Source organism: Bacteroidota bacterium (genome assembly GCA_037133915.1).
Taxonomy (GTDB): Bacteria; Bacteroidota; Bacteroidia; order Bacteroidales; family CAIWKO01; genus JBAXND01.
The window spans coordinates 20,350-36,704 of sequence record JBAXND010000044.1 but is presented as its reverse complement, the minus strand read 5'-3'; the positions used below and the strand labels follow the sequence as shown (position 1 = coordinate 36,704).

General features: G+C 42.9%; 11 protein-coding genes and 1 rRNA gene. 4 read left to right on the top strand and 8 right to left on the bottom strand.

The window, feature by feature from the left end:
- A 16S ribosomal RNA gene (locus WCM76_13150) occupies window positions 1-332 on the bottom strand; the annotation flags it as partial.
- Window positions 333-1,177: 845 nt separating this feature from the next.
- On the opposite strand from WCM76_13150, the gene WCM76_13145 reads away from it, so the two are divergent.
- Complete coding sequence (locus tag WCM76_13145; GenBank protein MEI6766573.1) at window positions 1,178-1,774, top strand: hypothetical protein; 597 nt, start codon at window positions 1,178-1,180, stop codon at window positions 1,772-1,774.
- 85 nt (window positions 1,775-1,859) lie between these two features.
- On the opposite strand, the gene WCM76_13140 is transcribed toward WCM76_13145, so the two are convergent.
- From WCM76_13140 to WCM76_13130, 3 genes are all read right to left on the bottom strand, one after another.
- Window positions 1,860-2,528, bottom strand: coding sequence for an SH3 domain-containing protein (locus WCM76_13140; GenBank protein ID MEI6766572.1), 669 nt, complete (start codon window positions 2,526-2,528; stop codon window positions 1,860-1,862).
- A gap of 117 nt (window positions 2,529-2,645) precedes the next feature.
- Entirely contained in the window at window positions 2,646-4,145 is a 1,500-nt protein-coding gene (locus WCM76_13135; protein MEI6766571.1) for an aminoacyl-histidine dipeptidase, read from the bottom strand.
- A gap of 229 nt (window positions 4,146-4,374) precedes the next feature.
- The gene (locus WCM76_13130; GenBank protein ID MEI6766570.1) at window positions 4,375-4,845 is read right to left on the bottom strand and encodes a DUF4293 domain-containing protein; all 471 of its coding nucleotides are present in this window, start codon (window positions 4,843-4,845) and stop codon (window positions 4,375-4,377) included.
- 140 nt (window positions 4,846-4,985) lie between these two features.
- On the opposite strand from WCM76_13130, the gene WCM76_13125 reads away from it, so the two are divergent.
- From WCM76_13125 to WCM76_13115, 3 genes are read left to right on the top strand one after another with little or no spacing between them, the layout of a single operon-like run.
- The gene (locus WCM76_13125) at window positions 4,986-6,005 is read left to right on the top strand and encodes a PorP/SprF family type IX secretion system membrane protein (protein ID MEI6766569.1); all 1,020 of its coding nucleotides are present in this window, start codon (window positions 4,986-4,988) and stop codon (window positions 6,003-6,005) included.
- Between the two features lie 5 nt (window positions 6,006-6,010).
- Window positions 6,011-8,332: a DUF1573 domain-containing protein gene (locus tag WCM76_13120; GenBank protein ID MEI6766568.1), complete on the top strand. Its 2,322-nt coding sequence runs from the start codon at window positions 6,011-6,013 to the stop codon at window positions 8,330-8,332.
- A complete protein-coding gene (locus WCM76_13115) occupies window positions 8,329-9,108 on the top strand; it encodes a M15 family metallopeptidase (protein MEI6766567.1) in 780 nt (259 codons plus the stop codon). The genes WCM76_13120 and WCM76_13115 overlap by 4 nt, the downstream gene beginning before the upstream one ends.
- Window positions 9,109-9,111: 3 nt before the next feature.
- Here the strand turns inward: WCM76_13115 and WCM76_13110 are convergent, their stop codons facing one another.
- From WCM76_13110 to WCM76_13095, 4 genes are read right to left on the bottom strand one after another with little or no spacing between them, the layout of a single operon-like run.
- Window positions 9,112-9,894, bottom strand: a complete 783-nt coding sequence (locus tag WCM76_13110) for a hypothetical protein (protein ID MEI6766566.1) — start codon at window positions 9,892-9,894, stop codon at window positions 9,112-9,114.
- Window positions 9,895-9,950: 56 nt separating this feature from the next.
- Window positions 9,951-11,177, bottom strand: coding sequence for an FprA family A-type flavoprotein (locus WCM76_13105; GenBank protein MEI6766565.1), 1,227 nt, complete (start codon window positions 11,175-11,177; stop codon window positions 9,951-9,953).
- Window positions 11,178-11,194: 17 nt separating this feature from the next.
- Window positions 11,195-14,251, bottom strand: coding sequence for a DNA gyrase/topoisomerase IV subunit A (locus WCM76_13100; protein MEI6766564.1), 3,057 nt, complete (start codon window positions 14,249-14,251; stop codon window positions 11,195-11,197).
- A gap of 15 nt (window positions 14,252-14,266) precedes the next feature.
- Window positions 14,267-16,312: a BatA domain-containing protein gene (locus WCM76_13095; GenBank protein MEI6766563.1), complete on the bottom strand. Its 2,046-nt coding sequence runs from the start codon at window positions 16,310-16,312 to the stop codon at window positions 14,267-14,269.
- Window positions 16,313-16,355: the final 43 nt, after the last annotated feature.

Sequence of the window (16,355 nt, the reverse complement as noted above, 5' to 3'; positions counted from 1 at the left end):
TCCGTGTCTCAGTACCAGTGTGGGGGATCATCCTCTCAGAACCCCTAGACATCGTGGCCTTGGTGAGCCGTTACCTCACCAACTAGCTAATGTCGCGCATGCTCATCCTAAACCGCCGGAGCTTTAATCAAAAAGAGATGCCCCTTTCTGATGTTATGGAGTATTAATCCCGATTTCTCGGGGCTATCCTCCAGTTTAGGGTAGATTGCATACGTGTTACGCACCCGTGCGCCGGTCGCCACCAAGTATTGCTACTCGTGCTGCCCCTCGACTTGCATGTATTAAGCCTGCCGCTAGCGTTCATCCTGAGCCAGGATCAAACTCTTCATTGTAAAAAGTTTTAAACTGTCTCAAAGATTTACTTTCCTTTCAAATTATCCTTGACAGGGATATTTGCTACTTTACCTAACTTCAATTTCATCAAAGAACGTTGTTCTATTTTGTTCTGCTTTCTGTCTCCATTTTCTCAATCGAAACGGGCTGCAAAATTAATCTCTTTTTTCATAACTGCAAGCTTTTTTGAAAATTTTTATTTTTTTTTACTTTCACCCGCTTATGCTGAAGACTGCGTGGTTAGTAAGGCTTGCGTTGTTATCAATGAACGTTTAATCAAATTCGGACTGCAAAAGTAATACTTATTTTTTAATCCGCAAGTTTTTTTAAAATTATTTTTTCTTTTCAGAAACTTCCCGATAAATCATTGATCTACCAGAACTTGTGAACCAATCTTGCAATCAAAGAACTTGTTTTTGTAATTGGACTGCAAAAGTAATACTTAATTTAACAATACAAACTTTTTTCTGCTTTTTTTTCAAAGTTTTTCTCAATTACTACAGTATCAGCACCTATACAGCGAATCTTTTTCTGCGGCACACAGCCTATTCTTCAGATTTCATCACGTTGGCAGGTGCCATTGAATATTCTCATGGGTATGAATTCCTACATAGATTTCACCAAAACACCCGCCAGCACTGTATTATGCAACTATTCTATCTCAATTGCATTGTTGTATTATCTAATTATCCGTATCTTTACATCAAGAAAGGGTTATTTCGGGTTCCTTTCAATATTTATATAAGTTAAACGTTACTATTATTGTTTATGCCCGCAAGATGCAGACATTTTATTATTCATTCTCTACCACTCATTAACCATTATTATGAATACTGTATATATAATGTATAAAAGAAGACTCGGATCAGCTATTCTGTTTTTTACCCTGCTTTGCGGGATGCTTCTCTTTACGCGCCAGCAGGTGTGGGCACAGGTGGAAAGCAATGGTGAAGATGAGGAAGAACAAGTGTATGAATTACCCCCGATGAAAGGCTCATTCTTCACGGGAGGCAGTCTGGGCGTGCAACTGGGTACTGTAACAATGATTGATTTAAGTCCGCAGTTCGGCTATTACCCGCTTGAACACATCTCGGTAGGCGTCGGTTTTACCTATGAATACATTCGCGACAGGCGCTCATACGGGACTTCAACCTCGGGTTATACCGTAAATATGTATGGCGGCAGGGCATTCACCAGATTATATCTTCCTTTTTATGACCCCATTTTCGCTCATGGCGAAATCGAATACATGATGTATAATAATCCTTTTGATAAAAAAGACATCATTAACGTCACAAGTGTACTGGCCGGATTGGGCTACAGACAGCGCCTGGGAGGACATTCAGCCATTAATCTGATGGTGCTGTGGAACTTTAATGAGAATGAAAACTCACTTTATACAAATCCGATTATCAGAGCAGGCGTAGATATCGGACTTTAGTCGTGAGTCGTGAGTCGTGAGTCAGAAGCCGGAAGAAGTATTTCCCCCGGATTGGATTGAGGGCAATAGAATGATTCCGTATCTCCTATTTAGTTTTTAAGAGGCACACATATTCTTCCTTATAGCCGCTATCGGCCTGAATAGTCAGTGTGATGGCCTTACACGTTATTGTTCCCGTTGCCGTCACATCTTCCATGGTTTTTATCTCAGCATTATCGGCGCTGTAAGTGAGATTAGTGCACGCACTGAAAACAAAGGAAATCGAACCGCTGTTTTCATTCACTACCAAGCGCCGCACATTTTGCCTGGGAAATGCAGTACCGTCGGTAGCACTGGGATAGCCCTGTGTTATGATACCGGTATAAACGCCATCGTTTTTATTCAGCTCAAGCTGAAGGGGGCATCCGAAATCGCCTGATTCTGCTTCGTACCAGCAATTATCATAACTGCCTTCAGGAACAAAATTTCCAAGCGCCCTTGATGTAAACGCCCCGAACACCCATCCTTCGCGGTCGTTGAACCGTATCATGTACCAATAATCTGTTTTTTCACCGATGGTTTCCTTTTTACCCGTCTCAAGCAGCAAACAATCGTCGTGCACTGTAAGCTGAAACAACACTTTTGCAGTAGTACCGGGCGTTTCGCGAATATTCACGTTTGTTCCTGCAATTGTAATTCGCTCGCTCTGCGCAAAGATACTCGCCGAAAACAGAAGTATCATTGCGATACAGAAAATTACTCGTCTATTTTCCATAAAATCTCAAGTATATAACAGCATCTGAAAAACAAAATAACTCAGGTGCATCCAAGTCGCCGCCGGATTTTTCAAATTGTCAATTTTTTCATCCAAAGGCCGTCAGGTATTATCAAATCAAACACTTTTCAATATCTCGAGTGTAAGATCCCAAAAACGCTGTACCGTGGGTATATTGATGCATTCATCCGGCGAATGAACTCCGCGCAAAGTAGGCCCATAGGAAATCATATCCATACCCGGATATTTTTCACCGATGAGTCCACATTCAAGACCGGCATGAATTACCAATACTTCAGGGTCATTGCCAAAAAGTTTCTTGTATGATTTTCTCGTTATTTCAAGTATCTGTGATTTTGTATTGGGCGACCAGCCCGGATATCCGTCGTTGTGGGCGGTGCGTGCACCGGCAAGCATGAATACGCTGTCAACCATATCCACAACATCTTTTTTTCCTGATTCAAGCGATGAGCGCTGACTGGTTGCAATGCGGATTTCATCATCGCCCATAGTGCGTATATCATCATCGGAAGCTTCGTCTTCATGACTGCCTTTCATTTTCACGGAAGCAAGATTTGTAGAGGTTTCTACAAGGCCGGGCATATCCGGTGTCATGGATATAACGCCATGCGGACAAGCGCAGAGTGCGAGCAACAATTCGTGCTGTGCCGTACTGTCAATAACGTTTGCAGGTAAGGCGGCAGGTGTGATACTGATTGTAAGACCTGAGTCATTCACTTTAAACTCGGCAGTAATATCACGGGTAAGCTTATCGCAGAAATTAATAAAATGATCTTTCTGTTCCTCAGGAAGTGCAATAATGGCGTAGGCTTCGCGCGCAATGGCATTGCGCAGGTTTCCAGCCTTTATATAATTCAATTTTAAACCGTATTCGCGTGCGCCATTCCACAAAAATCGAGTAATTACTTTAACGGCGTTTCCTCTGCCCTTGTTGATATCATCGCCTGAATGTCCGCCTTTGAGCCCTGAAACGCTCAAACGAAACCCGCAATGACCAGCAGGCGTTGTATGTTTTTGATGTTTGAAGGTTGCCACTGTGTCTTTACCACCGGCACAACCGATAAACAGCTGTCCTTCATCTTCGGAATCAAGGTTCAGTAATATGCGGCCTTTTAAAAAGCCTTTCTTTAAGGCAAAAGCTCCTGTAAGTCCCGTTTCTTCATCAACGGTAAACAAGCATTCAACAGGTCCGTGTTCAATGTCCGTTGCGTCGAGCAAAGCCAGCTGCACTGCCATGCCAATACCATCATCCGCACCAAGCGTAGTACCTTTTGCACGCAGCCATTCGCCATCGACCCAGGGCACAATGGGATCGTTATCCCAATCATGAACTATGTCATTGTTTTTCTCACAAACCATATCGATATGGCTTTGCAGAATTACGGGGTGAGCATTCTCTCTGCCTTTGGTGGCAGGCTTTCTGATAAGAACATTGTCCACATCGTCGGTCATTACTTCCAGTTTATGCATAGCCGCAAAATCAAGAAGGTACTTAACAATTTTCCCTTCTTTTTTGGAAGGTCTGGGTACGTTGCATATTTCGGCAAAATAATGCCATACGCGCTGCGGCTGAAGATTGCTTATCTCTGTGCTCATAGTTTTGGATTAATTGTATGGTTACAAATTTCAATAGCAAACGCTAAAGTACGAAAAGAACTCATACGAATGACAGGAGTCGAGAGTCGAGAGTCGAGAGTCAAGAGTCGAGAGTCAAGAGTCAAGAGTCGTAAGTCAAGAGTCGTGAGTCGTAAGTCAAGAGTCGTGAGTCGTGAGTCGTGAGTCGAGAGTCGAGAGTCAAAAGAAAGAAGACAGAAGTCGGAACAGGCTACCGCAATCTGTCGGCGGAACGAACGAGCTTTTCATCGCGGCGAATATAGCGCTGTGCCAGCACAAAGAAGATGAGTGGCACTATGGCAAGATAAACACCGGCACCATAAGCAGGAGCCACATTAATCATTTTTCCGATTTTATCGGCATAATAAAATATGCCTGCAACGAGCAGTATATTCACGAGCATGGCAACCGCCACCACCCGGTATTGTATCGGGCGATTTTTATAAAGAAAAATAGCCACCAGTGCAATTACGATTACCAGAATATATGCGATAAATAATGGCAAAACACTAATCTTATCAAGTCCCGGGATGACATCACCGGGAACCGGGTTGGTGATTTTGGTGATGTCTAACATCAGAATATGTTCTAAACCGTAGTAGCTTACCAGAGGAAGAAAGAAAATGCTGCCGGTGGCGGCAATTGCCAAAAGTAAAAATAAGGTCTGAATGCGCTGTATCATGATATTATTGTTTTAGAATACAAAATTAATTGTTTTATCGATGCGGTACAAATTCAATAAGGGATAATGTCCGAATTTGGAGATTGTCAAAAACAATTCGTAATTTTACATAGACTAACCGTGTTTAAGGGCGAACTGAATTGAGAATCCTGCGTTTCATACTATTTTCACTCTGTTGTTTTTTGGCCGCAAAAACGTGGGCACAGGACCTGCATTATTCGCAGTACTGGACGTCGCCGCTCAACCTGAATCCTGCCACGGCCGGTTTTTTCAATGGTAAATGGCGCGCCGGTCTTAACAGTAAAAGCCAATGGAGCTCGGTCACGGTTCCTTATCAAACAATAACTGCATTTTTTGATATGCAGGTGGTAAAACGCAAATACCATCGCGACGCGCTGGGACTTGGTATCGTTTTAAACCGTGACCAGGCGGGCGATTCAAAGTTTGCAACCACTCAGGCTGCGGTTTGTATTTCCTACATTAAAACACTGAACCGGTTTAACACCAACCTTATCTCTATTGGTATACAGCCGGGCATTGTACAACGCAGTATCAGCTACGCATCGCTATATTTCGACGATCAGTTCAACGGGAACAGTTATGACCCCGGCCTTGCACATAATGAGAATTTTTCAAGATCTAATTTTATGTATTTTGACCTTGGAGCGGGCGCGCACTGGATGTATCAGCGCACAACCAGTACGAATTTTTCGGCAGGTTTGGGCGTATTTCATCTCACGCAACCCGGACAAACGCTGTTTTATGAAAGTACCGTCAGACTGGAGATAAAATATTCAGGATATGCGGCCATTCAGTTTTCGGCAAAGCCATCACTCGACCTGATTCCATCAGCACTTTACATGAAGCAAGGACCATACAGTGAGCTCATGGTGGGCACACAAATAAAATTTGTGCGCGACCGTCATTTGCTAAGTTATACTTCCATAAATACGGGTGTGTTTATGCGGGCGTCTGATGCGCTGGTACTGATGGCAGGTTTTGATTATAAAAAATTCAATTTTGCGCTGAGTTATGATGTGAATCTTTCGCGGTTAAAACCGGCAAGCAAACTCAGAGGAGGTTTCGAACTATCACTGATCTATGTTCACAACAGAGCGAAGTCGTTGCGGCATAAAGACATTCCCTGTCCTATTTTTTGATTATGATGATGAAAAAGATTTTGCCATTAATAATATTCGCATTACTGCTAACGGCATTCTCCACGTCAAATGCATGCGCTCAAACAGCTCAGGAAAATATTGGCTATGGTGATGAAGCATTTGCTGAAGCAGATTACTATAATGCTTCTATATACTACAGTAATGCTCTTCAGCTCGATTCATCAGATATGGCTGTGGTATGGAAATGTGCCGAGAGCTTTAGAATGTTTAACAATTATCAGCTTGCCGAACACTGGTATGCGCATCTTGTAACAAAAGACAATGCAAATAATTATCCCATTGCCCAGTTCAATCTTGCTCTGATGCAGAAATCGCAAGGGAAATACGATGAAGCACTGGCTAGTTTTAATAAATACAATAAAAGGCATGTCGGTGACAATGATTATTATTCCGCCAAAACAAAAATTGAAATAAGTGCCTGCAGTGAAGCAAAAAAGCTGACTGAGCACAAACTGAACATCACCATCGACCATTTGCTCGACGCTTCCGTAAATACAGCCTATTCCGAATTCAATGCCTTTCAATTGGGCGATACCGCTCTCATTTTTTCAGGATTACGTCCCATATCAGCCGGAACAGAAGAATCATTTATTGCAAATGCGTACATCTCTAAAGTATATATTGCTACAGCGACAATGGCAGGCTGGTCAAGGGTCCGCGAATTCGATTCACGCATCGACGATAAAGAAAATCATTGTGCGAATGCCTGCTTTTCGCGAGATCATAATAAAATGTGGTTCACACGCGGAAAGGCCGATAACAATCCACAGCTTCAGACGGCGATTTATTCAAGTGAGCTCAAAGACGGCAAATGGACAAAGCCCGAAAAACTAAATGACAGAATAAACCTGCAGGGATACACTGCCACACAGCCAAATCTGGCAGAAGGCAAGGATTTCGACATATTGTATTTCGTATCTGACCGTCCGGGCGGAATAGGAAAAATGGATATCTGGTACGTGATTATCAAAGATGGAAAATATCAGGCTCCGGTAAATTTAGGAAGTACGATTAATACTGCCGGTGATGATATTACACCATTCTACCACGATTCCACACAAACGCTGTATTTCAGCAGCGACTGGCATAAAGGTCTGGGCGGCTTTGATATTTTTTATTCCCGTGGCAGCCTGAACTCCTGGACAGCACCGGTAAATATAGGCTTTCCGCTCAACAGCAGTTTCAATGATATCTATTTTACGGTGAATGATGTTGATCATGACGGGTATTTTACATCCAACCGTCCCGGCTCCTTATATATTAAAAGTGAGACCTGCTGTAACGACATTTATTACTATGAATGGGGCGATACAACCAGTATTAAACCCATTGCGGAAGTGAGGCCAAAAGATACTGTAACCATTGAACAGACCATCAATCTGCTGTTGCCGCTTACGTTATATTTTCATAACGACGAGCCGGATGCCAACAGCAATGCCGTTACCACGAAAAAAAATTATAAAGAAACGCTCAGCGCATATTATGCGATGAAAGATAAATACAAGGAAGAATATGCCAAAGGATTGAACGGAAACGAAAAGGCGCAAGCCGAACGCGACATTGATGACTTCTTTGAAAATTATGTGGCACGCGGCTTTTCAAATCTCAAAACATTTTCAGCACTGCTGCTGAAAGATCTTGAACGAGGCAGTAAAGTGCAGATTAAAATTAAAGGATACTGCAGCCCGCTGAACACTTCCGAATACAATTTAAACCTTGCTAAACGCAGGATAAGCTCATTACTGAATTACATGAATCAGTATGATGAAGGCGCATTTATCCCCTACTTGAATGGCAGTGCTGCGAGTGGTGGGAAACTAACAATTCTACAGGATCCGATTGGAAAAGCAATGGCAAATCCTTTGGTGAGCGACAATCCGAACGATCTTAGAAATTCGGTGTATAGCCGTGCGGCCGCTTTTGAAAGGAAGATTCAAATCATTTTATACAGCTCACAACCTAAGCACAGCAAGGATTCCGTGATAGTTTATCCAGTGATAAAATGGGCGAAGACAACGCATGATTTCGGCATCGTGGAGCAGGATAAAAAATTAGCATGTGTATTTTCTTTTGAGAATACCGGCGCATCCGACCTGTATATCACTTCCGTTGAAGCAAGCTGCGGATGCACCGTTGTTGACTGGAATAAAGACCCTATACCACCCGGAGGAGAGAGCACTATCGGCATTATTTTCAACACCGAAAGCCCGGGTGGAATCACAGAAACCGTGACGGTGCTCAGTAATACCGAAAAAGGCAAAGACATTCTATTTATTAATGCAGACGTGAGCGAAGAGAAAAAATGAAAATACCCAGACAGTCAGCGGCTGCAGCAGTCCTTATTCTGATTTTTACTATTTCATGTACACATGCAACAAAACACGCCATTGAAGCGCAAAACAAGAGGCGCGACAGCATTGCTGCCCTCGACAGTGTTGCACTGATAAAAAAAATGATGACCGCTGACACCGTCACCGCTATTGAAAAGGAGCTGATAGCCGCCGGTCTTACAGACATTCATACACACGATACGAACATTCGGGTAGAGCTGAAATATTCTACGACCGATAACTTTATGAAAGCGAATATTTATGGCAACCTGCACAAAGCATTTCTTCAACCGGATGTTGCAGAAAAGCTGCTGAATGCGCAGAAATTTCTGAAAGAGCTTCATCCCGGTTACAACCTCATCATTTATGACGCCGCCCGTCCGCGTAAATATCAAAAAGCCCTGTGGGATTCGCTCAAGGTGCCGGCAAGTCAGAAAGGACACTTTGTTTCTAATCCCAAAAATGGCTCATTGCATAATTTCGGTGCGGCTGTTGACCTCAGTATTATAGATGAAAAGAACAAACCCCTTGATATGGGTTGTGGATTTGACACCAATGATGAGATTGCCTATCCATCTGCCGAGACGAGATTACTTGCAGCTGGGCGGCTTACACAACAGCAGGTTGATAACAGGAAGTTATTGCGTACAGTGATGTACAAGGCAGGATTTCATAACATACAAACGGAGTGGTGGCATTTCAATTCATGTACAAGGGAAGAGGCCCGGGCGAAATATAAGATTATTGAATAAACACTATTTCATCCGGATAAATTTCTTATCTCCTGCCCTTCTTAGCTTCTTCTTTTTGCTGTCATAATGAAGCCCATAGCGTTTTACAACTGAATTGCCCATCTGACGGGCAATGTATTCATTCATCGCATAATCGAAAATATACGAAGCATTCTGCTTTGCGCCAATATCAGCCAGTGTGTATACATCAATCATGTGCATTTCGATTACATCATAGCCAAGATAGAGGTCACCGGTGAATTCATTCTGTTTCATCCGTGCTTTGGCGGCGCTTGATTTTTCACATGCCGCGAACATGACACGCATCATTCCGCTGTCGCAGTTAGAACAGCTGATTTCAAACCAGGAGTTGAGTGCCACGGCATCTAAATCAAACTGATAGGAGTCGCCATTCTCGTCAACCATAAAACCTGATATGTATGGTTTGTAAAATTCCTCCAGTTCTGCCTGGGCGAGATTTACAATATATCCTTTCGAACTGTCTGAGAAAAACTTGTATGCCGTTGAGTCGGAATACACACGAAATCCGAATTTATCAAGCTCAACAGCCAGTTCAGAACAATATTGTCTTAAAAATTCGTGATTATTTATAAACTGAACAAATTTGGTTTGAGCATACGCCAGCGAATCCAGATAATGTCTGCTTGTATCGGTAATGGTATCGGCTACGGGAAGCTTGGATGAAATTTTCATCAGGCTGTCGGTATGGAATAACATGAGCGGTGTTTCGTGGCTTGAACGCACATATTGCTTTGCAATCCTCATTTCAGGAGAACAGGAGCTCATGACCAATAACGATAGCAGGAATAAAAAACAGAGTATTCTCTTATGAATTGATATTGTTATCCGTTGCACGTTACTCGGTTTAGTTCAAGTATTTTTTTTCCGAAGGCTAATCCATATTCCTCAGCCTGCAGGAGGTCAGCTTCAGACGGAGTAAACTTTACAAAAAGTCCTCCCGGGAAATAATTCAATTTAAGATTTTGAAGATTTGTTTCCAATATTTTGGACGCTTCACCGCTCCAGCCGTATGATCCAAAGCATCCGGCCAGTTTACCCCGGTCGCGCAGCGGATTTATAACCGCAAACAATGTATATACGGGCAACAGAATATTCTGGTTAATGGTAGGACAACCGACGATAATGCCCGTACATCGTGTAATTTTATCATCAAGTACCATAGGAGAAACATGCTCGATATCGCACACCTCCACTTCGATGTTGCCTGCGGCTCTCACACCTTTCGCTATAGCTTCGGCAAGCACACCCGTTTTATTATAGGCAGCCACAAATGGAATAAACACGCGTTCTTTAGCCGGCATTTCGAGGTAGCGGGTTGCAAGTTCTTCCGTAAGGTCAACATATCTCTTCCAGTCGGAAGTAAGCAGTGGTCCGTGACCGGTGCAGATTGCCTTAATATCCAGCGGGCGAATTTTTTCAATTGCCTTTAGCATAAACTTGCTGAAAGGGCGAAGTATCATATGAAAATAATACCTGAAAGCTTTGTCGAAGTCGCCCACTTTATCATCGAACATTTCTGCATCGCAGTAGTGCGCACCAAATGAATCGCAGGTAAACAGCACCTTGTCTTCTTCAAGATAGGTATAGATTGAATCGGGCCAGTGCAGGTTTGGCGCGCCTATCACTTTCATTTTTTTATTCCCCAGGTCAATCACATCACTTTCTTTCACCACGATATGCTGAAACTCGCAGTTCATGATTTCGCTGAGGTAGCGAATAGCATTGCCGCTTCCGACCACTTTAACCTGAGGTGCCAGTTCAATCAACTTTTTCAGACTGCCGCTGTGATCCGGTTCTGTATGGTTCACAAAAACGTATTCCAGCTCTTTCAGATTGCACAACCGGGTGAGCTTGCTCATCCAGATATCAAAGAATTTTTCTTTGGCAGTTTCTACAATGGCTTTTTTTTGTGCAGCAATAAAATATGAATTATAGGTTGTGCCAAACTCAGTTTCCATCACCACATCAAAGTGGCGCAGACCGGGGTCGAGTACTCCTATCCAGGTAACATCATTCGTAATGTTGAGTATTTTCTCATCAGTCTTCATAATCGTAAACAGTTCTTTTAGAAATCAAATGCAATTTGTAATGTTCCATCATCCTTCTTGCCTTTGGGCTTCGTCTTAGGGGGAACAGGTTCGGCAGGATTTGTTTCAACAGACGGGGTTTCAATTTTAGGTAAGGGTTCCTGTTTCTTAACGGGAGCCGTTTCCTTTTTCGGGGCAATTTCCTGCTTTTGTAATATTTTATCCTGTTTTACAGCTGCTTTTTCCGGATTTGAAACAGGCTTTTCGGATTTAGACACCTCTGTTTTATGCTTTTTCGGCGCCTCATCCTTTTTCTGGATTTTTGCTTCATCAGCATCTTCCGCAATTTGCGCCTTTTCTTTCTTTTCGGATGCCGGCTGTGATTTTCCTTTACCGGCCGATGATTTTAAGTCTTTCAGATAAGCGGCAGGCAGTTCATCATGCTCATCAAGTTCATCAAATTCATCGAGTTCTTCCATCGCGTCAAGCTTCTGTTTCAGCTCATCCAGAATGGCAGGGCGCAGTTCTTCCTGCTCATCTTCGGGCGATGGCAGCGGCTCCAGCGGAATACATTTTGAAATCAGATAATTGGAAAGCCTTTTCCCTTTTGCTTTGTAGCTCTTCACACCGATAAATTCCGCCAGATTCACAGTTTCGTTCGGGCGTTCTTTACCGTCTTTATTTGCAAACTGAATTTCAATCATCGGGAAGGTATCCTTTGTCAGGAAATGCAATTCGCTGCCTTCTGCTTCGCCTATAAAAGAGACTTTCTTTTCGGTAACTTCAATATCGAATCTTTTTGCAAAATAATACTGCATCTCACCATCAAAATACACCGCCGTAAAAATCCGTTTCGGGTTGAACTTTTCAATGATTAAAATATCGTCATCAAAATGATTTGACAGGTCGTAATTATAAAGCTTGTAGAAACCGGATTTGGTAATGGTAAAAATACGGTCGTCGTCTGCGAAAGCCCCCAGATATACTCCACGCTGTTCAACATTGAGCCTGTTCACGGTATCATCAAACCAGATATCGCGGGCTCCAAGCGTTGAATATCCCTGATCTTTCAGGACAACCTTGCGAACTGAATTTTTTGAAAGTGTGTTCCCGATAGAGGCTCTGCCTTTGATTGCAATTGTACTGAAATCAAAATCCATCTGAAGAATCTTCAGTCGTGGTTTCGGTCTGAAGTGAACGGTCACCGTTTCGGCTTCACCGTTTGGATTGGCCGTAAAATAAAGCACTCGCGAATTGGGTGTTCCTTTGGTAAGCACGTATTCTTTATCGCGCGTAATGCCACCAATGGCAAAGCGTTTCACCATCGCTTTACCGATTTTACCATCCTGATAAATCATATTATAGATGGTACGGTCATCAATTTTTTTGAAAATACTGATGTGAATAGAATCGGTACCGATAAATGTTTTCTCACTCACCTTGGTAACGATAAACGTGCCGTCGCCCCTGAAAACAATCATATCGTCAATATCAGAACAGTCGGCAACAAACTCATCTTTTTTAAGTGATGTACCGGCAAATCCTTCTTCGCGATTCACATACAACTTCTGGTTAGCGGCAGCCACAAGGCTTGCCTGTATTACATCAAAATTGCGTATTTCTGTGCGGCGGTCGCGGCCTTTTCCAAATTTTTTCTTTATACGGATGAAATAATCAATCGCAAACTGAACAAGATTGTCAAGGTCGTAATTGATTTGCTTGATATCATCGTTAATGCTCTGAATAATATCTTCAGCTTTATCTGAATTGTATTTTGAAATGCGGTCTATCGGAATTTTGCGAAGGCGCATTACATCTTCGATGCTTATTTGCCTTACCAGTTGTTTTACAAAAGGCTTGAGTCCGGCGAAAATGGTGCTGTTGATTTCCTCATCCGTTTTCGCTTTTTTAATCCTGAGATAAACTTCCTTTTCGATAAAGATGCGTTCGAGTGAGGCGAAATGCAGGTGTTCCAGCGCTTCGGCCTTCTGTATCTCGAGTTCCATTTTAAGCAAATCAACCGTATTATGTGTTGAATAGGCCAGAATCTCTTTCATCCCGAGGAAGCGCGGTTTCTGATCATCAATAACGCAGCCCGTGGGCGATACAGACATTTCACAATTGGTGAATGCGTATAGCGCATCAATAGTGGTATCGGGCGAAACACCCGGTACAAGATGAATCAGAATTTCAACTTTTTCAGCTGTATTATCTTCAATTTTACGAATCTTTATTTTGCCTTTATCATTGGCGGCAACAATAGAATCAATGAGTGATGATGTGTTTGTTCCAAAGGGAATTTCAGTAATGACAAGCGTTTTCTTGTCGTACTGCCCTATGCGTGCTCTGATTCTCACGCGCGATCCGCGGGCGCCGTCGTTGTAGCGCGACACATCCACCATTCCACCCGTCAGAAAGTCGGGATAAACCTCTGTTTCTTTACCGCGGAGCAGGTCAATAGAAGCGTCAATAAGTTCATTGAAGTTGTGAGGAAGAATTTTTGAAGTGAGCCCAACGGCAATACCTTCAACGCCTTGTGCCAGCAGTAACGGAAACTTTACAGGAAGCACCTGCGGCTCTTTGTTACGACCGTCGTATGAAGGCACCCAGGTTGTAATTTTATGATTGAACATCACCTCCAGTGCAAATTTAGAGAGGCGTGCTTCGATATAACGTGGTGCGGCAGCACTGTCGCCGGTAAGAATATTTCCCCAGTTTCCCTGAGTATCAATTAAAATTTCTTTTTGTCCGAGCTGTACCATGGCATCGCCGATAGATGCATCGCCGTGCGGATGATACTTCATGGTATGCCCGATAACGTTGGCCGCTTTGTTAAAACGCCCGTCGTCCAACTCTTTAAGTGCATGCAGAATGCGTCGCTGAACGGGTTTCAGACCGTCGCGAATATGCGGAACGGCCCGCTCCAGTATTACATACGATGCGTAATCAAGAAACCAGTTCTTGAACATTCCCGAAACGTGAATCGTTTTGGGAAGGTTAGATGCACCTTCAAAATCCGACGGTTCGGGCTGATCGTGTTCGCCATTATCGCCGTTAAGGTTCTCTTTTTCCTGTTCGTCCAATTCGTCTGTCATAACCCGTATATTAATCTACTTCCTGAAACGTAATAATAGTGCTTCACCTGCAAGGAAGACGAGAGCAAGTATAATAAAAATTTTCCACAATTTAATTCCTTGATTCATCTCACTGATTACATCGGCAAGAGGTTTCGCGCTGCTTTCAAGTACCGTGAAATTCTTCAAACCTGCTTTGCTGCACATATCTTCAAGTTCGGCAGCCGTATAGCAACTGAGCACTGATTCTTTGCGGTCGTAGTTAAATGCAAGCCCTGTAACTTCACTGTTTTCAGATAATAGAGCGTAATTGCCTGCATCACGAATCTGATCGTGAACATAAACCGTTGTGTTTGTTCCCAGCTTTTTCTGCTCGGGAATAAACTCGTTATCGCCCGTTTTTCCTTTAACCTTAAACACCATTTCGCCCTGCATGGCAACCTTCCTGACTTCAATAGGTTCGTCGCGCCCAATCACGTAGTACAATTTATTTTGAGGCTCACTCAGCAGGGCAACCTTATATAATGCAGGTACAAAAAGAGCGTGTTTCGGGAAATTGCTGTAATCCGTTTCTAAGGGAACTGCAAGCAAATAAACGGTTCCCTGTCCAACAGTCTGTCCACTCATAAACACATCGCCATTCTGCATTTTCATTAAAAACTCCTGACCTGAACTCGATGTCCCTGAAATGCCGTACCACGAAAACACTGACGGTAAATCCATATTCTCCGGAAGGTAATCAAATACATCGCGAAACACAGGATGAGTAAGATTGAGCAATGATATTTTTTGGTTTGCCGTATTGAGCTTTGAATATTGTCCGGCATTCATGCCTTTTAAAAATTCCTGATACGACAGCAAATCAATTTTGGGCGACGGCACTACCAGCATGCTTCCGCCATTCTGAACAAAACGCTGCAGCTCCTGTGCCAGGCCCGATGAAATATTATCGATGGCATTTAAAATAATCAGACTCTGCTGCGGAAAGACAGAAAAATCAGTAGCGTTCACCGAAATGTTTTTAAAGGTGAAGGCGCTGTCTTTCGCGAAAAGCGAATTCAAATAAATGTTATTGGAGCCGCCGTTGATGCACAGAATTGGAATGGATGAAGCCACATTATAGGCAATATAGAAACGGTCGTCGTAGGTAACCGGACTGTCCATGATTTCAAGCACTCCGTGCATAATTCCCGCATCCTTATCGGAATAAGTCAAAACCACCTGAACTTCTCCGGCAGGTGAAATATTGAAACTCGACACGGCTTTTTGAGTTCCGTTAACGCTGAATTTCAACGGCACTTTCTCAAGTTCGGTCTTTCCGGCATTCTTGATGAGTATGAAGAGCTTTACATTTTGCCCCGGCAAATGAACGGGCGATTCAAACCAACAACTGTCGATATACAGATTGTTCACGGAATTTGCCTTGACGGGAACAAGATAAACACTGGCAGAAGTGTCGGCGCTTATTGCGGAAATATCCGTTATACTTTTCTGAAAATCGGAAATAACATAAATATTTTTTGATTTACTCTTGTTTTCTGAAAGCATATCCGACTGCCGGCGAATAATCTCCGATAACTTTTTCACTGACGGAGAGGATTTCAATTCTTCGAGCATCTCGCGAAATTCATCGCGGGTAACCAACCGCTGATGTTTTCCCTCAAAATCGTTGGTGAGGAAATGAAACAGGTCGTCGGGACGATATGCCTGTGCTACCTCCACCGCCTTATTGCGCGCTTCGTCTAACAAGGTGCCGTTCTTTGCGTCCGCTTCCATGCTGAAAGAATTATCCACAAAAACACTTACAGCACCGGTTCCTTTATTGATTTTTGCAGTTTTGGAAACAGGAATAAATGGCTGAGCAAAAGCAAACACCAAGGCGGTGATTGCCAATATCCGAAGAAGCAGAATAAGAAGGTGCCTTAACTGCGATTGTTTTTGAGTGCGCTGTTGAAGTTCCTCAATAAATTTTACGTTCGTAAAAAATACCTTTTTGAATTTACGAAAATTAAAAAGGTGGATAATTATTGGAACTGCCAGACCAAAAAGCCCCAACAGAAATAATGGATTTACAAAGTGCATTTAGCTATTTCTTTTCAGCAAAAATAATTATTTGGCACCAACA